Origin of the sequence: uncultured Marivirga sp. (assembly GCF_963974845.1) — a bacterium.
GTDB classification, from domain to species: Bacteria; Bacteroidota; Bacteroidia; order Cytophagales; family Cyclobacteriaceae; genus Marivirga; species Marivirga harenae.
On the sequence record NZ_CAXBEQ010000004.1, the window covers coordinates 169,229 to 189,336 of the forward strand.

Genomic DNA, 20,108 nt, shown 5'->3' on the forward strand with positions numbered 1-20,108 from the left:
TTATAGTTTTACTGTTGATTTAATTTTCAATTAATTTAAATGCATTTTTCAAATTCAATACCATAGTTGAAGGAGTCATATAATTCTCTCCGTATTCCTGAAGGCTAATGTCACCAGCTAGACCGTGCAAAAATACTGCCAACTTTGCTATTTCGTATGGTTTTTTAATGCGTGGTGCAAGTCCCGCTAAAATCCCACATAATAAATCGCCACTTCCGCCTTTTGCCATTCCAGGATTTCCTGTACTATTGAAACTGATATTTCCATTGCTGTTGCAAACTGCAGAATATTTGCCTTTTAATATTACTACAACTTTATGATGCATACAGAATGACTTTAGTTGCATCAAAGCTTCAAAATTATTGGAATAATCTCCAACTAGCCTCTTGAACTCCCCGTGATGGGGAGTCAGAATGGTGCCCTTAGGTAGCATTTCGAGCATTTCTCTGTTTTCAGCAAGAATTGTAATAGCATCAGCATCTAAAATTAATTGGCCATTATATGATTTTAGGATTTCCTTAAGTAGAGTAACTGTTTTATTTGCGAAACCAACTGCAGGACCAAAAACCAGAGAATCATACTTTTCATAATTCATGAAACTGCCAAGTACATATTCATTTTCATCTTCTAAAATCAATGCCTCTGGGATTTGAATTTGTACGATTTGAATACAATGTGGACATGCTTGTACGGTCAATAATCCGATTCCAGAGTGTAAAGCGCCTTGAGCAGCTAAGATAACTGCCCCCATTTTGGCATGGCCACCACCAATAATGCACGCTCTGCCTCTATCGCCTTTATGAGCTGTAGACCCTACTTTTATTGATGCTTTATTTTTATCTGTTGGTTTATAAATTGAGTAATCGCTTATGCAATTCTCAATGAAATCACGGGATAAGCCGATGTCTAGTATTTCAAATTGGCCAATATACTTCTGGTTCTCAGCCATCATAAAGGCTAATTTAGGTACCTGGAAACTTAAGGTATAGTCAGCTTTGAGAATTGTATCTCCCGCGCTTGGTTCATCTGCAAAAATACCGGAAGGAATGTCCACCGCTATTTTTATACCTTCTAATTCGTTTACTTTATGGATGTATTCTGCAATTTTACCCTCAATTGGGCGAGATAATCCAGAGCCAAAAATGGCATCTATGAAAATAATATCTTTGACATTTTCATCAGAACTGAGTGCTGAAGAAATATCAACCTCATCTATTGATGTTAATCTCGAAAGATTTATTTCAAAATCTTCTGAGCCTTTATCACCCATTACCAAAACTACTTTTACAATATATTTTTGTCCAGACAATATTCTGGCAATGGCCAAACCATCACCGCCATTATTACCTGAGCCTGCAAGAACGACCACTTTATTTTGATTTGAGAAATTATCAGTAATCCAGTCCACTACTTTCTTACTGGCTCTTTCCATTAAATCAATACTAGCAATGGGTTCATTTTCAATTGAATATAAATCTGCTTCTCTAATTTGTTTAACATTCAAAATCTTCATAATGCTTAAGATAGGAAAATTGTGAATATTTTATTTATCCCTACTTTGTTTAATTAATAATTTCAAACAAACCTGACAGGTTTTACCTCCCTAATTAACTTAACAAAGCAGGATTATTTTCAATATCTTTAGTTGAAATTAGCTCTACATTTTTTACTACAGTATTTTACGTTTGGCCAATTTTTCTCCCATTTTTTTCTCCAACTAAATGGCTTCCCGCAAGTAGGACAGATTTTTGAAGGAAGGTTGCTCTTTTTGGTCATTTTAACCATAGTCAATTTTTGTTTTCTATTTTTTCTAAATCAATATTTTTATAGATTGTTTAGAATACCATTTGACAACTAATTCAGAAACAAGCTTGAAATTACTTTGTGAATGAAGCCTTTTCTTCTATTTTTGCAAAAACTTTAAACAGAGCATAATGAGCGTTTTAGTCAATAAAGATTCTAAAGTAATTGTACAAGGTTTCACAGGTTCAGAGGGAACATTCCATGCTGAGCAAATGATAGAATATGGCACCAATGTAGTTGGTGGTGTTACCCCAGGCAAAGGAGGTCAAAAACATTTGGGTAAACCAGTTTTTAATACGGTTGAAGATGCCGTGAAAGAAGCAGGTGCTAATGTATCCATTATTTTTGTTCCACCTGCATTTGCTGCAGACGCTATTATGGAAGCTGCTGATGCGGGTATTAAAGTGATTATAACCATCACCGAAGGAATTCCTGTTAAAGACATGCTTAAAGCAAAAACTTATATTCAAGATAAAGATTTAACCTTGATTGGTCCAAATTGTCCGGGATTGATCACTCCAGGTGAAGCGAAAGTTGGTATTATGCCTGGTTTTGTTTTCAAAAAAGGTAAAATTGGGATTGTTTCTAAATCAGGTACTTTAACGTATGAAGCAGCTGACCAAATTGTGAAAGCAGGTTTGGGGATTTCTACTGCTATCGGAATCGGTGGTGACCCAATCATCGGTACTCCTACAAAAGAGGCTGTACAAATGTTGATGGAAGATGATGATACTGATGCGATTGTAATGATCGGTGAAATTGGTGGAAACTATGAAGCAGAAGCAGCTCGTTGGATAAAAGAGAATGGGAATAAAAAGCCAGTTGTTGGTTTCATCGCAGGGAAAACTGCTCCAGCAGGAAGAAGAATGGGACATGCCGGTGCCATTATCGGAGGAAAAGATGATACAGCGGAAGCTAAAATGAAAATCATGGATGAATGTGGAATCTTTGTTGTTCAGTCACCAGCTGACATAGGAGAAACCATGAAAAAAGCATTATCTTAAAGATATAGGAATCTGAATTTAGGATTCAACTTTATTATAAAGACTGTTTTGACAGCTTAAAAAAATCATGATTAAATAATGGTTTCTAGGCTTTTAAAACAGTCTTTTTTTAATTATAAAAACCACATAACTGATGACCAATAACGATATCTTGAAGAGAGTTCGCTATATTTTTGATTATAGTGATGAAGAAATGATTACTATTTTCGATAGTGCAGATTATAAAGTATCGAGGTCATTGGTAACTGATTGGCTGAAAAGTGAAGATCACGAGGACTATAAAGATATTCATGATGATCAATTGGCTTCATTCTTAAATGGATTGATCAACACCAAAAGAGGTAAAAGGGAAGGCGTGCAACCAAAGCCCGAGAAAATACTTGAAAATAACGATATCCTAAAGAAACTTAAAATTGCACTTAATTTAAAGACAGAAGATATATTAGTAGCCTTTAAATTAGCTGGAAAACCAGTTAGTTCTCATGAGGTTACAGCTTTTTTAAGGAACCCAAAACAGAACCAGTATAGACCCTTCTTAGATCAGTATTTAAGAAATTTTCTTAATGGCCTTCAATTAAAACATAGGGAGGGGAAGTAAGTCCAACTTGTGACTAGTCTAAAATGCTAATAATTGGCTTATGGTGTATTGGAAAATTGCAGGAATTTGCAATAAAGCAGTACTCATTGGCTTGTTGATGAAGGGATTTGGCTAATTGAAATTTATCTTTTTCTAGAATTATCACTTGAGGCCTTAAGGTGGCTTCTTCAAAAAAGCCTTTTCCTCCCTCAGATATATTCATTTTAGCAGAAGCTTTATCGCAGTAGTTGACCACAGTTATATTAGCGTCAGCACATAAATGGAGATACCAAAGCATGTGGCATGAGGACAGGGATACTAGAAATAAGTCTTCAGGATTATGCATGCTAGCGTCTCCTCTAAAAGCAGAGTCTGCACTTCCTTTTAAAGTTGGTTTATTACTTATTATGATGTCATATGATCTGTCATAGGAAGAATAAGACTTTGTCCCTTTTCCATAATTACCTGTCCATTTTATGAAAGAGTGATAGCGGTGTGATTTCATAACTACATTTGCGCTTAAAGAACTGTGAAATTAGTAAAATCTAATTTAGTATTAATTCATTTCTAGACTTTCAGTATTTTAGTATATTGAAAAAACTTTTTAATATTTGAGAAATGAAAAATTCTGAAATATGGCAAAAAGAGCTTGAATTTTTGAAAGCCATTATTGATAAAACTGAATTGGTAAAAACAACTAAATGGGGAAGTGATGTTTATACTGTAAATAATGGAAATGTACTCTTAATAAGAGCATTTAAAAATTACGTTAGTCTGTGGTTTTTTAATGGTGTATTTCTAAAGGATCCTTACCAAGTTTTGGAAAATGCACAAGAAGGTAAAACTAAAGCCATGCGTCACTGGAGGTTTTCCTCTGCCGATGAAATGAATGAAAGTCGGATTTCAGTGTATATTGAGGAGGCAATTGAAAACGAAAAGAATGATTTACGTTGGAAACCAGAGAAATCAGAAGAGTTAGAAATACCAGATATTTTGGTCCAAGCTTTTACTAAAGACCATAAATTTAAAAATGCTTTTGATTCGCTTCCTCCATTTAAACAAAAAGAATATGTGGAGCATCTTTCTACAGCAAAGCGGGAGGCTACTCAAATCGTTAGATTAGAAAAAATCAAGCCTATGGTACTGGAAGGGCAAGGACTGAATGATAAATATAGAAAGTGATCACATGCAAATTTAGGATTAATGTCTTTTAATGATTTTGTTCTTCAGTTTCTTGATTTATAGTTTTGACCACCTTTTTTAAATTCCCAGAAATAGTAACCAACCACTTCAGCTGATCTGTTATTAATCTAGTTGCTTGTAAATTTTTTCTAAATTCGGGATCGATAGGTTTAAAATTCTCGCTTTCAAGTTCCGCAGTACGGATAGCAACAAGGTTTTCAAATTTCTGTTCCAAATGTTGGTAGGCTGCTTCCAGTACTTCTTGACTCGTATTTTTAGTTTGAATTTTACGCAGTAAGTTTTGCAGGACTTGTCTTAAATTAGTCTCCACAGTTTTTATGATAACCTCAACGTCTTTCGAAACCTCATCATTTTTATGATTTACAATGAAAGTTCCTAAAGCAGCCATCGCAGTCAAAAAGGTGTGATTTAGACCCACTAATTCATTTATTTTACCTAAATTTTCTTGTTGTGATTTCGGCTCTTGACTCATTCGTTGAAAGGCCGCATTTAGATTACCCATCTCTAAAAAGGCTTCCTTCCGGGCTAATTTATAGCTGGTTAGCCCACCTGACTCGTGATAATATCGATCGATTTCAGAAAGATATTTACGGTTTGCTCGTAGCGTTTGAATGATAGTATTATTAATACTGGCGGATTCCCATGCGGGCCAAAGCAATGCACCAGCCAAGAAAGCGATGGATGCTCCAATGATAGTGTCGATAATTCGAAATTGAATGACTTCAAATGCATCAGGATTGATTAGAGCATAAATAAAGACAATACTGGTGGTTACGAAAATTGAGGAAGTTCTATAATTTTTCTGGATAAAACTTAGTGCCAATGTCAGCGATAGAATAGATAGGACAGTATAAATATATACATTCTGTGTTAACAAAACAATAACTGTTGCTATTCCAGCACCAATAAATGTACCGTACAATCGATGCTTAGAGCGTTCTTTGGTCAAAGTATATCCTGGCCGCATGATAACTACTATAGTCAATAAAATCCAATAGGTATTTTGCAATGAAAAATAGGTACCAATCCCATACCCTAAAAGCATGGCTACCGTCAAACGAGCAGCATGCTTGAAGATGGGTGATTTAAAACTGAAATTTTCTTTTAAGATGTTCAAGTCATAATCTTGTTGGCTAATAAACTGCCGACCCTCCTTATTTTTCAAGCCAACTTGACTTTGATTTTCCAAATCATAAAAAACTCTTTCAACAGACTGAATTTTTTGGAGTTGATTTTCTTCATAATCTAACAGATTGTGGAGTAGCAAGGCGCCTTCTCTTGCGTTGGGTAGTTTTACTTCCTCTACATAGGCCTGAATCTTTTCTCTGCACTTTTCGATCATAGGCTCCAAGTCATTTCTGTGTGGTAGCTTATCCCCTTTTTGCATAGCCTCTGCCATTTGGTCTATTCTGTTGGACAATTCAAATATCAATTCAATGAAAGGTTCAACGAATTGCAGTTGATTTCTAAAAAGCTTATTGATTTGTTCATAATTGGCAGGATTTGCCATGGATAGCTCTAGAATATCGATCAGTTCGATGAAGATCAGTAGTTGCTTTCTTTTGTAGTTAGAAAATCCAGAGCTTTGCCTTTCGGTTAGTAAGAGTTCCCTTAAAACTTCATGCGTTTCATTAAGGTTGACTTGTAAATCAAAGAGTTTGTTTTTGAGTTCTTTACCATATTGACTAGTGAGTGCTAATTTCCCTCTTATTCGAATATATTCCGCTGTGAGTTGAAAGCATTCTGTTAATTTGTTATTGATCTGACGTTTCTGCAGAAAGCGGTGGGAAATGGTAGATAACATTAAATACCAAAGGCCACCTACGCCAATAAACATAGCATTGATAAAAACAGCAGAACCGATTTGCGTATGAGCAAAACTAAGGACTATGGCTAATAATCCAGCAAAGGAAATCAAAGATGCTCTAAAACCATAGACTGAAATATACGAGACCCCAAAAATCATCAGAGCCATTACTGGTAACAGCAATAATATATTTGACGCAACTGAAGTCGTTACAATGGTCGCAAGCATAGCAATAGAAGTCGCAATCAAAATCCCAACGCTTTTATGCTTGCGGCTGCCAGGTACGTCACTTCCGGATGTTAAAAAGACGCCAATAGATATACTGAGGAAGTAGGGGAGTTGGTTAATCTGAATGCCCACAAAAACGGGCACAACAATGCCGAAAGTGACCAAAACAGATTTAAGAAAATCAGAGCTTCCTATAAAATTTTGAATCTTTTGGAGAAGGTTTTTTGTCATAGATATTTGAGCCTTTACTATTATACTCAATAAAGATGAATTTGATTTCTTTTAGATGTGGTTTTTTAGTATTTGCTAGATTTATGAGTGTGACTGTTTTTTTTTGCTCTTGCTCCAATTTTAGCTTTGAGTAATCCCAATAGTGAAATTATTGACCTATCCGCTTGTTTAAATTCATTATAAACTTAAATAATTTTAGATAGAATATTGTTTGCTCAAACTTATTCTTTGTAATTTTGTTGTTATACTAACTAAATTAGCTAAAAAGCTCAAATTTTTTCAGTTATGGCAATAATGATTACAGATGAATGTATTAATTGTGGTGCTTGTGAACCTGAGTGCCCTAATACAGCAATATATGAAGGTGGTGTGGAATGGAATTGGGCAGGGGGTACCTCGCTTTCTGGAAAAGCTAAACTTATAGATGGAACGGAAGTAGATGCAGAAGAAATGCAGGAACCTGTTTCTGATGAGTTTTACTACATTGTGACTGGTAAATGTACAGAGTGTACTGGTTTCCATGAAGAACCGCAGTGTGCCGCTGTTTGTCCAGTAGATTGTTGTGTGGACGACCCTGATAATGAAGAGACAGATGGCGAGTTAATGTCTAAAAAAGAATGGATGCACAACGAGTAGAAATACTTTGTTAAGTTGATAATATTAAACCCGCAAGATTTTTCAAACTTGCGGGTTTTCTTTTCAAACGCTTTCCAAAAGCAGTATTCTACTATCTTTCTTAAACCTTAATTTGCCATTTTCCACATTTGCGGTTTCTCCCGTGTAGTAATTTCGTATTTTCTGATTTTCTTCAAAAATAGCTTGAACATCGACTTCCTTCACGTTTTCTTCCATCACAACTACGACTTTATCGTCAAAATCATTGTGATTTAATGACCTGCTAAATGTATAAGGGGAATCTGATATTTTTTGATGAGTACCAGCCCCAATAGCAGGATGGTTTTTTCTAAACTGTCCTAATTTTTGCCAATGATTATGGATTTCTTTAATACTGTATCCGTCTCGTTTCGCATCAGATTCTAATTCATCCCAATTCATTAAGGAACGTAATTTGGCATCTCCCTCAGCTTCGGCATTCAATAAACGAGCGGTTTCATCTCCATAATATATTTGTGCTGCACCTGGACTAATCATTAAATAGGTAGCGGTATTGAATACATTAGTTCTATCTGCATCATAAGGATTTCCATCATCATGAGAAGATAGATAATTCAATACTGATTTGTTTTTCAATTCGCCTTTATTCAAAAGAATGTCATAAGTAGAAAATACCTCATCCGGATGTTTGTCTTTCAATTCCCACTTTAAAGAGAAGTTAATCATACTATGAAAACCTTCGTCAAAGAAATTAACAGCAGTATCACCGTCATAGGTGTAATTTAGACCATCGTAAATTGAATAATTATAGATTTCACCTACCATATAGAAATCCAAGTCATCTAATTTTTCCTCCGGATTTTCATTTTTCCAGTCTCTTAAAGCTTTTAAGGCTTCTGCATATAATTCGCCCCAAATGCCAGCTTCAGTATGTTTTACGGTATCCACTCTAAATCCATCTACACCAAATTCTTTGATATAATCCGTAATCCATTTAATTAGATAATACTTTGGAGCTCTTGGGTAGCCAGTACGCTCAAAAAATTCATCTAATTCTGCTAATTCCTTATCCAGTCTACCTTCTTGCTCCCATTTATCCAGTAGATGTTGAGGTAGTTCCACTTCTTCTTCCGACTCAGTTAAAATATCTGGTAAGTTGTCGACTAGCGTACATTTCACAGTGCTTTCCCAATCCTGGTAGGTACAATTAGGATCAGTTCTTACCCATCCATCCCAAATTGGATCTTGTTCAGTTACTGGGCCGGTATGATTCATAACCACATCTAGTAAGATTCTAATACCATTTTCATGAGCAGTTTTTACCAGTTCGCCCAGATTCGCCATAGTACCAAAGTTCGGGTCCAGTGCTGTCCAGTCTTTAGTCCAGTACCCATGAAATCCATAAGTTTTACCAGTGCCTTCATCTACAGATCCGTGAATTTGCTCGACTAATGGATTGACCCAAATGGCATTCACACCCAAGTCATTGAAATAGCCGTCTTTTATTTTTTGAGTAATGCCTTTTATATCGCCTCCCATAAAATTTCTGAGTGTTGCTCCATCCTTCTCCCTTCCAAAGTTGTAGTCATTGTTCGGATTTCCGTTATTGAATCTATCTGCTAACAGAAAATAAACAGTAGCATTTTCCCACATAAAAGGAGCATCTTTGGTGGAAGTTGTTTTCGACTCTTCTGGTGAATTACAGCCGAAGATGAATAAAAGCAAAAGTAATAGCGGTGCGGTTTTCATAGTTAAAAATGGTTTGAAAAATAAAGGGTTGAAATTGCTAATAAAAATTGGGTTTGGCAATTATTGAAGGGCTTTGATTCAATCAATTTATTGCAAAAAGCCAGAAAGGACCTTCATTCCTTCGAAGGAAGGAATCTAATTATTTTAATCTCTAATTAAATTATTAATACATAAATTTAGTACTAAGCAAAAAACAAAAGGGCAGCTACTTGCCACCCTTTAATCCTTAATTATATAATTACTAATTCTTAATTTGATCCTGGTATTTGCTGAAATTCTACGGCTGGCTCTCCGTTCTTGAAAGCTTTTCGTGGCTTTAAATTCAATGTCTGAAATAATTCTGCATCTTCATTTACTTCAGGATTTGGAGTTGTTAATAACTTATCGCCAGCAAAAATTGAATTAGCTCCCGCCATGAAGCATAATGCTTGCTCTTCCTGATTCATTCTTACTCTTCCTGCAGATAATCTTACCATTGCTTTTGGCATTGTAATCCGGGCTGTTGCAATCATTCGTACCATTTCCCAAACAGAAACTTTTGGTTGTTTCTCTAAAGGTGTTCCGGGTACTGGTACTAAAGCATTCACTGGAACTGATTCTGGATGTTCTTCCATGGTAGCTAGCGTGTGCAACATGCCTACTCTGTCTTCATGTTGTTCGCCCAATCCGATTATACCACCAGAGCAAACCGATATTTTTGCTTTTCTAACATTGCCAATTGTATCAAGCCTGTCATCATAAGTTCTAGTGCTGATAATGTCATCGTAATGCTCTTCAGAAGTATCTAAATTATGATTATAAGCATACAGCCCGGCTTCCTTTAATTTTTGAGCTTGAGATTCAGTGAGCATACCTAAGGTACAGCAGACCTCCATCTCCAACTCATTAATACCCTTCACCATATCCAATACTCTGTCGAAATCTCTATTATCTCGTACTTCTCTCCATGCTGCACCCATGCAGAAACGTGTGCTGCCGTTTTCTTTTGCAATTCTTGCGCTTTCCAACACTTCTTCAGTTGGTAGTAACTTATGAACTTTTACATCAGTATGGTATCTAGCAGCTTGCGGGCAATATGCACAATCCTCGGGGCAACCACCTGTTTTTACACTCAATAATGTACAAACCTGCACTTCAGAAGGGTCATTGAACTCCCTGTGTACGGTAGCCGCTTGATAGATGAGTTCTAAAATTGGTTGATTATATATCTTTTCTATTTCTTCCTTTGTCCAGTCGTTCCTTATTTCTGTCATATTAGTTTTTCTTTTTGGGTAAGCTAAGCTGAAATTCTAACTATAATGTAAAAAAAGGTGCAAATTATTTGATTTCCAAATCAAATGGCATTCTTGTTTGTAATCCTTTATTTTCCATTACATATTCCAACTCTTCAAGGTAGTGAGCCATTTCTCCATAAGTATACTTTTTATGCAGCACTTTAGCTGAAGAACCCATTTCTTGGAGCAGTTGTTGAATAAATGGCTGTTTTTCCGGGTAATAAACTTTCATAAAATCTCCCTCTTCAAGGCCGGCTGATTGTGCTGCAATATTTACGGCATCATTAAATCCACCTAAAACGTCAACCAAACCATTGTCTTTAGCTTCAATTCCAGACCAAACTCTTCCTGAGGCTACATTTAATAATTCATCAATAGCCATATTTCTACCCTCAGCTGCTTTGGAAGTAAAGTCTTCATATCCACTTTCTACCATATTTTGTATGATTTTCTTCTCGCCTTCATTTAAGCTTCTAGTTACCGTGTATAAATCTGAATACTCACCTGTGCTTACTCTATCAAATGTGATTCCCAATTTGGAGTCCATGAATTTCGATAAATCGGGAATAATCGAGAATATTCCTATTGAACCCGTTATGGTATTCGGTTGAGCAACTATGGTGTCGCAGGCCATAGCCATGTAGTATCCTCCAGATGCAGCTACACTTGACATAGAAGCAATAACTGGTTTTACTTGCTTAGCTAATTTTACTTCTCTCCACATTACATCAGAAGCTAAAGCACTTCCTCCTGGGCTATTAATTCTCAATACAATTGCTTTGATTTTATCATCTAGTCTAGCTTTTCTGATTTCTTTAGCAAATACGTCTGATCCAATGCTACCTTCACCACCTTTACCTGATACAATGTTTCCTTCTGCAACAATGACAGCAATTCTATTCGTATTGTATTTTTCTGCAACAAAGGATTTGCTATACTTTTTTACAGAGGTAACTGGAATTTTCACACCCTCTTCAAGTCCAGCGATTTCTCTCATTTTCGTTAAAACCTCATCGTAATATCCTAATTGAGAAACTAATTTATAATTGAGAGCATCTTCGGTTGTTCTTACTTTCAACTGATCTGAAATCGATCTTAATTCAGCAGCGTCAATTCCTCTAGCATCAGCAATATTTTTGATAAAAACTCCGTAAACAGAATTTAAAAGAACACTTATCTGCTCTTTGCTAGCGTCACTCATATCTTTCCTGATGAATGGTTCTACTGCACTTTTGAAAGTACCCACTCTGAATATTTGAGGCTCTATATTTAATTTCTCAAATGTTCCTTTAAAGAAAGTAACTTCGGACGATAGACCACTCATTTCCAACATTCCGGCAGGATTTAAAATAATATTATCAGCTACTGATGCCACATAATAACCAGTTTCAGAGTATGCCTCTGCATATGCCAAGATTGGTTTCCCCGATTCCTTGAAATCGATGAGCGCATTTCTGATTTCTTCGATTTGGGCAAATCCTGCCATTACAAATGGGGCGTCCAAATAAATGCCTTTGATTTTCTCATCCGATTTTGCTTGTTCAATAGATTCTAAAATATCCATCAAACTAATTGGTGTTGGTTCATTTGTTAGAGCTTGACTAAACTCAGCAAATGGGTCGTCAGAAGTCATCTCTACAATCGGTCTATTAAGTTTTATCTCCAAAAAGGAATTGTCGGCAATTTTAACTTCGCTATCTTGTGAGGCAATTCCTGCGAAAATAAAAAAGAAACCAACAAAGAAAATTACTAGTGCAAGTAGACTAGCGAAGAATATTTTAAAAAAACTTTTCATAATAATAATTAAGATTGATAATCATTTAAATTTTAATGCAATACTAATTCCATTAATATTGTAATTTATTGCAAATTAGCTATAAAATAATTTGATATAAAAGTATAATTCTACTGAAGGCTAAACTTAATTATGGAAGGGGTATTCTTGCTGCTTGGAAGCAATTTAGGAAATAGGGAAGAGATATTAAATCAGGCAATTGCTGCTTTAGAAAAAAAGGGTGTTACCTTAGTTAGTAAGTCTTCAGTTTACGAGACCGCAGCATGGGGAAAAACAGATCAACAGGCATTTCTTAATCAGGTTTTGCAGGTGAAAACCGAATATAGCCCTAAAAAATTACTTGGTGTAATCCAGCAGATTGAGCTCGAATTAGGACGGGTCAGAAAGGTGAAGTGGGGCGAGCGTTTAATTGATATTGATATTTTGTATTATCATGACCAAGTCATTAATCAAGCAGGACTGGCGGTTCCTCATCCTGGAATTCCCGAAAGGAGATTTACCTTAATTCCGTTGGTGGAGATTTGTCCTGATTTTATTCATCCTGTCTTTCAATTAGATCAAAAACAGTTACTAGAAAAGTGTCAAGATCATCTAGAGGTCTCCATTTTTGGGTATTTTTAGATCTTTGGAAAAAGGAAAGTCCTGATCATTTTGTTTAAATATATGCTCAAGTAGATATTTTTGTTAGTTACAAAAATTGAATCTTTTTACTGCTGTGGCAAAGTGCCTCTTAATCATCAGAAATAGAAAAGAGAAAGTTAATCAAAAGGCAACAGAAATTTGACGGGCTATTATTCAATTTTAATGATAGCCTTTTTTATATTTCTACGTATTGTTATTATTACAAAAAAAACTCAATGGATCTATTCGATAAAATAAAGTGGATATTAGGTATTTTGATAGTTTTCACCCTAGTTATAACTACTAACTTGGTAGATAAAAGTAATTTTTCTCAGATGAGTGAAGCTGTTGAGTCAATTTATGAAGACCGACTTGTTGTTAAAGATTTGATCCTCAAAATCTCTGAAGATATTCATCAAAAAGAGATTGCTGCTATAAAGGCTGATTCTAGCTTTTATAGCAAGATGAATGAACAAATCAATAAGGAAATTGATGGTCATCTAATAAGTTATGCTCAAACAAAATTAACTGTTAAGGAGGCGCAGTTTTTAAATGACTTTCAAAAAAACTTAGCCGATCTAAAAGTGATCGAAAAGAATTTTATAGAATCTAATTATGTAAAAGACGGTTCACTTCTTAATCAATTTCAAGTAGTTAAAAGAGATTTAAAAAATTTAGCGGAGATTCAACTTAGAGAGGGAAGTAGACAATTTGAAAAAAGTAGGAGAGCTATGGATACCGTAGATTTGTTTACACAAATTGAAATTTACATTATGATTTTTCTAGCTATTGTCATTCAAATAGTGATTATATATAGCCCGAAAAAGGAAAGATAGTCATGTTATCGGATAGCTATCTTTTTTAGAAAGTCATCATTAGTCCAATTCCAGTTGATGACAAGGTTAAATTGAATTCGGCTTTTGTTCCCTTTTCACCCATCAGTTCTCTGGAGTTATATAAGTCGATCGCTTCATCTGCTTTCCTGTTTGCTTTTTGCTTTATTGGAACTGCAATTGCAATTAAACTGACTCCTGTTATCAGTAATGGTAATGTAACTTGAGGAGAAGGGTCGAAAAAGGTGGGTATAAAAGTGCCTGCGCCAAATCCAGCTATTAAAGAAGAAGCAAATGCCAATCGTCTAGATGATTTCATCATTTTATGAGAAACTTCGTAAGGCCTCATCTTCTTCAGCACTTGTCTCTCAGATACTTCTTTGCCTAAAATGTAGTATCGATTCTGGACTAGGTTTCCTTTCCGCTCAATTAAAGGAGCATCAAATTGACTATATGCTAATTGCGATATGGTCAGAAATATAATAATCAGGATATTTTTCATTGGTCGATAGTTTTTGGTTCTTTTAAATATGATTTAGCTCCTAAACGCCTCAATTAAATCCACTAGCATTTCAGTTTGTTCCTTGGAATGAGTTGGGAAATTAGCTATTCTTATTTGTTCCTTTTTATAAGCCCCATAACCAGATCCAATATGGATTTTCTTGCTTTTAAGATGGTCTATTAATAGATTACTCTCAAAGTCGGACTTTATGACTTTCACCGTTTTTGAGCGGTGTTTTTCATTTGCCACAAAATGATGTAGTTGGGGATGAGCTTCAATAACTTGATTTAGAATAGCAGATTTATAATCAATTTCCCTTCGTATAGCAAGTATTCCTTTTTCTAACATATCAGCTGCCACTTTTGCCAATGTATAAATCCCAAGAATATTAGGGGTTTCTGCAGTTTGATAGACTGCGGCTTTTTCGACCATATCTGGCAACCTATGATAAGAGCCTATCATCTTTCCCTTTGCTTCCAAAGCCATTGCCTTTTCTAAGCATCGGTCATTCACGATCCAGATACCAAGTCCTGCCGGTAAACCAAAAGCTTTCTGAACAGAGAAATACAATGTATCAATACTCTTAAAGTCAATTGGAATAACTGGAACTCCTGAAACTCCATCAATAGCTATCAATTTGTCTGGATATTTTTGTCTTATAGCGTTGATGGTTTCTAGAGGCATGGTGGTTCCGCATGCAGACTCGTTCAAACAAAGCGTTATAAGTTCAGCATCTCTAGGCACCTCAATCTTATCAAAATCGGGAACAGTCCCATCTTCCACTACTAATTCATGAACTTTTCTTCCAAGTTGTGTTGAGATCTTTGCAAATCTTTGAGAGAATGCTCCCATACTCACATGATAGCTTTCATTTTCTACACAATTTTCAATGATTCGTTCCCAAGCTTCATTTGCCGAAGAGGTAATCAGTACATGGTAGTCCTCAGGAATATCCATCAAATGTTTCAAGTTCTGCTGGCATTCCCGGTAGATATCTTTGAATTGCTGACCTCTGTGGGAGGTACTGCATACCCCTTTTTTTAAAGCGGTTTTAATGTGTTCTTCAGCAGTAAAATATAAAGCTGACGGGCCTGGAGTAAAGAATAATTCAAACATTGGCGGTCTCTATACTGATTTTGGACTTTCTTTTATAGTCGGACAGTGTTATTCCAAAAAATAGAACAGCAGGAATCACCATACCGATAGCGCAAAATAAGTACATCTGAGATAGAGAAAAAATTTCTGCTATGTTTCCTAAGAAAAAAGCACCGATTCCTATCCCCAAATCAATAGATGAAAAGAAAGTACTTGTAGCAACCCCTCTTTTCTCAGCCTTCACCATATTAATGACCATAGTTTGAAGCGTAGGCATCACAATTCCGTTTCCTAAACCTAACACAAAAGCTGCAACAAGAAAACTTGGTTCGGCTGTACTTTGGGATAAAAGTATTAGTCCTGATATGGTACCTACAAAACTAAGAAGCATTACGAAAGCAGGTCCTTTTTTATCCATCATTTTACCAGTAGAAGGCCTGATGATACTTACTCCAATGGCATAAATTAGGAAAAACATACCCGTACTTTCAATGGAAAGTTCTTTAGCAAACAAGGTGATAAATGACATGATCCCTGCAAATGGAAACGCCAGCAATAGCATAACCATTGAGACTTTTAAAACCTTTGGTTCAAAAACATTTTCCCAACTTAGTTTATTTTTTCTGTTACTTATTTTGGGATGGTTGACAAAGAATGACATAATCACCGCAAGAGAACAAAGAATTCCCGAAGTAATGAATAGTGCCTGATAGCTTCCAGTTTCCCTTAAGATCTGCAAGCCAACTAATGGTCCGATCGCCATACTTAAAGTCATAGATAGTCCAAAAATACCGATTCCTTCACCTCTGCGACTGTCCGGGACTAAATCAGAAGTAATAGTTCCCCCACCCGTGGTCACAATGCCCCAAAAGCCACCGTTTACTAATCTTAAAAACAGTAAAAATATGAAAGATGCTGCTAATCCATATGCTGCCATTACGATAGCATAACAAAACATGGCAAAAAGAAAAAGTTTTCTTCTTCCGTATTTATCAAAAGCGTAACCGCTTAAAGGTCTAACAATTAAGGCTGATAATGCATATATCCCTATAATGTAACCTACCTTATCAGCATTTTCACCCAAAACATCAGTCACAAAAGTGGGTAGGGTAGGTAAGAGAAAATAGAATGACACTGCCATCAATAGGTAACTAAAGCAATGTAGAAGAAAATCTTTAGTGTATAGAGGCGATTTGGTCATATTTATGTCAGAATTAATGTAACTACATTGAATTAAGTAATGCTAACTGAATAGCAATGGGGTAAGTTTCTATATTGAGTTAAAACTTTGTTAAGATTCTGAATTGACTTTTTAGTCTCTAAGTATTTCTAAAATTGCAAGAGTATCTTTGGGTTGACAAGCATGTAAAAGTCTACCATTTACAACTATATTGGGACCCATTTTGCAATAGTCCATGCATTTTGTTTTTACTAATCTAATACTCTTCTTTTTGCCAAATTTGATATTCTTTTTCAATTCTGACTTAAGTTCCTCACATCCGTTTTTCTTGCAGTCTTTTCCAGTGCAGATGAAAATGTGATCGTTTGAATTTTGAGATGGCTTCACTTAGTAATTGATTTTATATTTGATACCTAAAGATGAAATGTACTATAGCGAAAAATAGCAATCTTTGTTTTCAACTCACCAGAATTATAGATGAAAGTTATTTCAGCCGATATTAACACTTTAGCATTAAAATTAATCAAAAAAAAAGTCTACCAGATAATCTGATAGACTTTAGAAATTTAAATACATTTCTACAAGCTATTTCTCAGCCTTTTTCTTTGTAGTAGTTTTCCTCGTAGTACGTTTCTTTTTTGGCTTCTCTTCCACGATTTCATCTTCAACATCCGTCAAAATTCTTCCGCAGTGCTCACAAACGATTAATTTTTTTCTATCTCTGATGTCAGCTTGTCTTTGAGGAGGAACAGTGTTAAAACACCCGCCACAAGCACCTCTTTTAACAGGAACCACTGCTAGGCCATTCCTAACATTTCCTCTTAATCTGTCGTAAGACGCAACTAATCTATCTTCAATTTTCTTTAGAGCTTTTTCTCTGTCTTTCTCAAGTTTGCTTACTTCTTCAGTAGTTTCAGACTCGATGTTTCCTAATTCAGATTTTTTACTCTCCAAATCTTTTACACGGTCTTCGTGCAAAGCTTTAGTTTCCTCAATGCCTTTTTCTTTATCTTCTATTTTGGCTTGAGCTTCTTTAATTTTCTTTTCATGGATTTGAATATCCAATTGTTGCAGTTCGACCTCTTTGGTGATGGCATCATATTCACGGTTATTTCTAACGCTCATTTGTTGCTCACCATATTTGGCAATCAGTTTTTCAGATTCCTTAATACCTTGCTTAGCGGCATCAATTTCGTCTCTGATGGCTTGAACGCTATCATCAAATTTTTGAATTCGGGTTTCATAGCCTGCAATCTCATCTTCTAAATCAGCTACCTCGTCAGGTAGGGCTCCCCTCACTTTTTTAATATCGTCTAATTTTGAATCGATGCTTTGTAATTTTTTCAAAGCATCAAGCTTTTGTGCTACAGTACTTTCCATGCAGTTAATAATATTTTATCGGATTCGTGACAGTCTGTCCTAAATGGAGTGCAATATTAGCAAAATTTTCTTTCAATACTGCATAAAATATCTCATTTGTAAATCGTTCACTCTCATAATGCCCTATGTCGGCTATAATCAGCCTTTCTTCGGCATCAAAAAATTCATGATATTTAATGTCAGATGAGATATAAATGTCAGCTTGTTTGTTTTTTGCCTGTGAAATCAGGAATGAACCCGCGCCTCCACAAATTGCAACCTTTTTAATTTTACGGTTTATCTCTTTAGTATGTTTTATAACTTTTAAGCCCATTCTTTCCTTCAAATAATCAAGAAAGTCTGTTGGCTCCATTGGCTCCGCTATTTCTCCAATCATTCCAGAACCCAAGTCATCATATGTATTTTCTAATTGGTGCAGATAGTAAGCAACTTCCTCATAAGGATGAGCATTATGCATCGCAGATAAAACTTTGTTTTTTAGGTGCATTGGAAAAATGACCTCCACTTTATTTTCATCAACTGTTTCGAGCTTATTGGATTTACCAATACTTGGATTTGCTTTTTCTGTGGGAAGGAAGCTGCCTTTTCCGGATGATTCAAATGCGCAGTCCTTGTATTCACCAATTTGGCCAGCGCCAGCCTGATGCAAGGCTTTTTTTAATTCGTTTGTATTCTCTTGTGGAACGAATACACTAAGCTTACCCAACTGTCCTTTTTTTGGACTTAGTACTTCAGTGTTGAGCAGACTTAGTTTCTCCGCTATTTTTGCATTTACACCAGTGCTGATATTATCTAAATTTGTATGAGAGGCATAAATGGCAATATCATTTTTTATAGCTTTAATTACGGTTCTTTCCACATAATTACTGCCGGTAAGTTTTTTTAATCCCTTGAATATAATCGGATGATGGGCCACAATCAGTTCGCAATTTTTTGCCTTGGCTTCTTCTACTACCTCTTCGGTAACATCCAATGAGATTAAAATATTACTCACGGTTTTGGAGGCATCACCAACGATTAAACCGGCATTATCATACGATTCTTGATAGTCTAGGGGCGCAATGCTTTCCAAATGTTGGACGATATCCTTTATTTTGCTCATATTTGCTTTTAAATCTATTCGATCAAAGTTATAAAGTTTTACAGCCCTTGCAAGTCTTTAAAAATAAGTATTGGCAATTAATCATGTCACCGTTCAGCTTTCTATATAAATGGGTGATGCAATTCCGTAATCATTTATATGATATAGAGTATAAGCCTGTGTTCAGATTTGATACCAGGGTGATCTCAGTGGGAAATTTGTCTATGGGAGGAACCGGTAAAACTCCTTTTGTAGAATATCTTTTAAGATTTTTGATATCGAAAAACTATGAGAATAAAATTTCAACTTTATCTAGAGGTTATGGAAGAAAAACTTCAGGTTTCAGAATAGCTAATAAGAATGACGATCCTAAATCAATTGGGGATGAGCCGTTTCAAATATATAAGAAATTCGAAAATAAGGCTCATGTAACTGTAGGAGAGGATAGAGTCTTAGCGATCCCGAGTATATTGCAAGATTTTCCAGAAAATGAAATAATCATTTTAGATGATGCTTTTCAACATAGAAGTGTGAAGCCAAATTTATCAATACTATTGACAGATTACAGTTCACTTTTTTATAAAGATTATGTGTTGCCGTCTGGGACACTCAGAGAAGGAAGGTCAGGCGTGAAAAGAGCAGAGGTTGTGGTAGTAACTAAATGCCCAAAAGACATATCCCTTAAAGAGAAAAATGAAATAAGAGTTAAAATCAACTCTTACACGAAAAATGAGGTGTTTTTTACCTCCATTAATTATGAACGTCCTATTCCATCTGTAGGTGATAAAGGCCTAGGGAATAAAGTAATATTAGTAACAGGTATAGCCCACGCACATCATTTTAAAGAATTTCTACTTCGAGAAGGAGTTGAAATTTTAAGGCATTTCGATTTTGCAGATCATCATCATTTTTCAGTAAAAGAAATTCAAGAAATCGAAAGCCTAGCTGAACAGGAAAATGCTACTATTATAACCACAGAAAAGGATTGGGTACGATTGATATCTATGCCCGAACTATCTACATCTTTTCGAACCAGGCTTTTTTATGTCCCTATCATGGTACAGTTTTTGGATGACGAAGAATCTTTTCATCGAATCTTAGAAGATTCTATACTTAGTACTATATAAATC

General features: G+C 35.5%; 20 protein-coding genes. 7 read left to right on the forward strand and 13 right to left on the reverse strand.

Features of this window, described 5'->3' with window-relative positions; translation table 11 throughout:
• Nucleotides 1-19 precede the first annotated feature (19 nt).
• Together AAC601_RS10680 and AAC601_RS10685 are read right to left on the reverse strand one after the other, a co-directional pair.
• Nucleotides 20-1,513, reverse strand: a complete 1,494-nt coding sequence (locus AAC601_RS10680) for an NAD(P)H-hydrate dehydratase (protein ID WP_340153243.1) — start codon at nucleotides 1,511-1,513, stop codon at nucleotides 20-22.
• 128 nt (nucleotides 1,514-1,641) lie between these two features.
• A complete protein-coding gene (locus tag AAC601_RS10685; protein WP_340153244.1) occupies nucleotides 1,642-1,785 on the reverse strand; it encodes a DUF2256 domain-containing protein in 144 nt (47 codons plus the stop codon).
• A 149-nt stretch (nucleotides 1,786-1,934) separates the two neighbouring features.
• Between AAC601_RS10685 and sucD the strand changes: the two genes are divergently transcribed.
• Nucleotides 1,935-2,807: a succinate--CoA ligase subunit alpha gene (gene sucD / locus AAC601_RS10690; protein ID WP_340153245.1), complete on the forward strand. Its 873-nt coding sequence runs from the start codon at nucleotides 1,935-1,937 to the stop codon at nucleotides 2,805-2,807.
• 133 nt (nucleotides 2,808-2,940) lie between these two features.
• Nucleotides 2,941-3,405 (forward strand): DUF1456 family protein, encoded by a 465-nt coding sequence (locus tag AAC601_RS10695; protein WP_340153246.1) that lies wholly within the window; start codon nucleotides 2,941-2,943, stop codon nucleotides 3,403-3,405.
• Between the two features lie 13 nt (nucleotides 3,406-3,418).
• Here the strand turns inward: AAC601_RS10695 and AAC601_RS10700 are convergent, their stop codons facing one another.
• Nucleotides 3,419-3,889, reverse strand: coding sequence for an OsmC family protein (locus AAC601_RS10700; protein ID WP_340153247.1), 471 nt, complete (start codon nucleotides 3,887-3,889; stop codon nucleotides 3,419-3,421).
• Between the two features lie 113 nt (nucleotides 3,890-4,002).
• Between AAC601_RS10700 and AAC601_RS10705 the strand changes: the two genes are divergently transcribed.
• Nucleotides 4,003-4,566 (forward strand): DUF1801 domain-containing protein, encoded by a 564-nt coding sequence (locus AAC601_RS10705; protein ID WP_340153248.1) that lies wholly within the window; start codon nucleotides 4,003-4,005, stop codon nucleotides 4,564-4,566.
• A gap of 28 nt (nucleotides 4,567-4,594) precedes the next feature.
• Here AAC601_RS10705 and AAC601_RS10710 read toward each other — a convergent pair whose 3' ends face one another.
• Entirely contained in the window at nucleotides 4,595-6,853 is a 2,259-nt protein-coding gene (locus tag AAC601_RS10710) for an FUSC family membrane protein (protein WP_340153249.1), read from the reverse strand.
• Nucleotides 6,854-7,138: 285 nt separating this feature from the next.
• On the opposite strand from AAC601_RS10710, the gene AAC601_RS10715 reads away from it, so the two are divergent.
• Nucleotides 7,139-7,489, forward strand: a complete 351-nt coding sequence (locus tag AAC601_RS10715) for a 4Fe-4S binding protein (RefSeq protein ID WP_303269993.1) — start codon at nucleotides 7,139-7,141, stop codon at nucleotides 7,487-7,489.
• Nucleotides 7,490-7,552: 63 nt separating this feature from the next.
• On the opposite strand, the gene AAC601_RS10720 is transcribed toward AAC601_RS10715, so the two are convergent.
• The 3 genes from AAC601_RS10720 to sppA all read right to left on the reverse strand — a co-directional run bounded on the left by AAC601_RS10720 (nucleotide 7,553) and on the right by sppA (nucleotide 12,286).
• On the reverse strand, nucleotides 7,553-9,217 hold the full coding sequence (locus AAC601_RS10720; protein ID WP_340153250.1) for an alpha-amylase family glycosyl hydrolase: 1,665 nt from the start codon (nucleotides 9,215-9,217) through the stop codon (nucleotides 7,553-7,555).
• A 248-nt stretch (nucleotides 9,218-9,465) separates the two neighbouring features.
• Complete coding sequence (gene bioB, locus AAC601_RS10725; RefSeq protein WP_340153251.1) at nucleotides 9,466-10,470, reverse strand: biotin synthase BioB; 1,005 nt, start codon at nucleotides 10,468-10,470, stop codon at nucleotides 9,466-9,468.
• Between the two features lie 64 nt (nucleotides 10,471-10,534).
• Complete coding sequence (gene sppA / locus AAC601_RS10730; protein ID WP_340153252.1) at nucleotides 10,535-12,286, reverse strand: signal peptide peptidase SppA; 1,752 nt, start codon at nucleotides 12,284-12,286, stop codon at nucleotides 10,535-10,537.
• Nucleotides 12,287-12,418: 132 nt separating this feature from the next.
• Between sppA and folK the strand changes: the two genes are divergently transcribed.
• Nucleotides 12,419-12,907, forward strand: coding sequence for a 2-amino-4-hydroxy-6-hydroxymethyldihydropteridine diphosphokinase (gene folK / locus AAC601_RS10735; protein ID WP_340153253.1), 489 nt, complete (start codon nucleotides 12,419-12,421; stop codon nucleotides 12,905-12,907).
• Between the two features lie 236 nt (nucleotides 12,908-13,143).
• A complete protein-coding gene (locus AAC601_RS10740) occupies nucleotides 13,144-13,743 on the forward strand; it encodes an MCP four helix bundle domain-containing protein (RefSeq protein WP_340153254.1) in 600 nt (199 codons plus the stop codon).
• Nucleotides 13,744-13,768: 25 nt separating this feature from the next.
• Here the strand turns inward: AAC601_RS10740 and AAC601_RS10745 are convergent, their stop codons facing one another.
• The 6 genes from AAC601_RS10745 to AAC601_RS10770 form a co-directional block, all read right to left on the reverse strand.
• Nucleotides 13,769-14,242: a hypothetical protein gene (locus AAC601_RS10745; RefSeq protein WP_340153255.1), complete on the reverse strand. Its 474-nt coding sequence runs from the start codon at nucleotides 14,240-14,242 to the stop codon at nucleotides 13,769-13,771.
• A gap of 33 nt (nucleotides 14,243-14,275) precedes the next feature.
• A complete protein-coding gene (locus AAC601_RS10750; RefSeq protein WP_340153256.1) occupies nucleotides 14,276-15,358 on the reverse strand; it encodes an aminotransferase class V-fold PLP-dependent enzyme in 1,083 nt (360 codons plus the stop codon).
• Complete coding sequence (locus AAC601_RS10755) at nucleotides 15,351-16,538, reverse strand: MFS transporter (protein WP_340153257.1); 1,188 nt, start codon at nucleotides 16,536-16,538, stop codon at nucleotides 15,351-15,353. Before AAC601_RS10755 ends, AAC601_RS10750 begins: the two co-directional genes overlap by 8 nt.
• A gap of 111 nt (nucleotides 16,539-16,649) precedes the next feature.
• A complete protein-coding gene (locus tag AAC601_RS10760; protein WP_340153258.1) occupies nucleotides 16,650-16,904 on the reverse strand; it encodes a (2Fe-2S) ferredoxin domain-containing protein in 255 nt (84 codons plus the stop codon).
• A 198-nt stretch (nucleotides 16,905-17,102) separates the two neighbouring features.
• Nucleotides 17,103-17,897 (reverse strand): C4-type zinc ribbon domain-containing protein, encoded by a 795-nt coding sequence (locus tag AAC601_RS10765; protein WP_303269983.1) that lies wholly within the window; start codon nucleotides 17,895-17,897, stop codon nucleotides 17,103-17,105.
• Between the two features lie 4 nt (nucleotides 17,898-17,901).
• Entirely contained in the window at nucleotides 17,902-18,999 is a 1,098-nt protein-coding gene (locus AAC601_RS10770; protein ID WP_340153259.1) for a Nif3-like dinuclear metal center hexameric protein, read from the reverse strand.
• An 83-nt stretch (nucleotides 19,000-19,082) separates the two neighbouring features.
• On the opposite strand from AAC601_RS10770, the gene lpxK reads away from it, so the two are divergent.
• Nucleotides 19,083-20,105 (forward strand): tetraacyldisaccharide 4'-kinase, encoded by a 1,023-nt coding sequence (gene lpxK / locus AAC601_RS10775; protein ID WP_303269981.1) that lies wholly within the window; start codon nucleotides 19,083-19,085, stop codon nucleotides 20,103-20,105.
• Nucleotides 20,106-20,108: the final 3 nt, after the last annotated feature.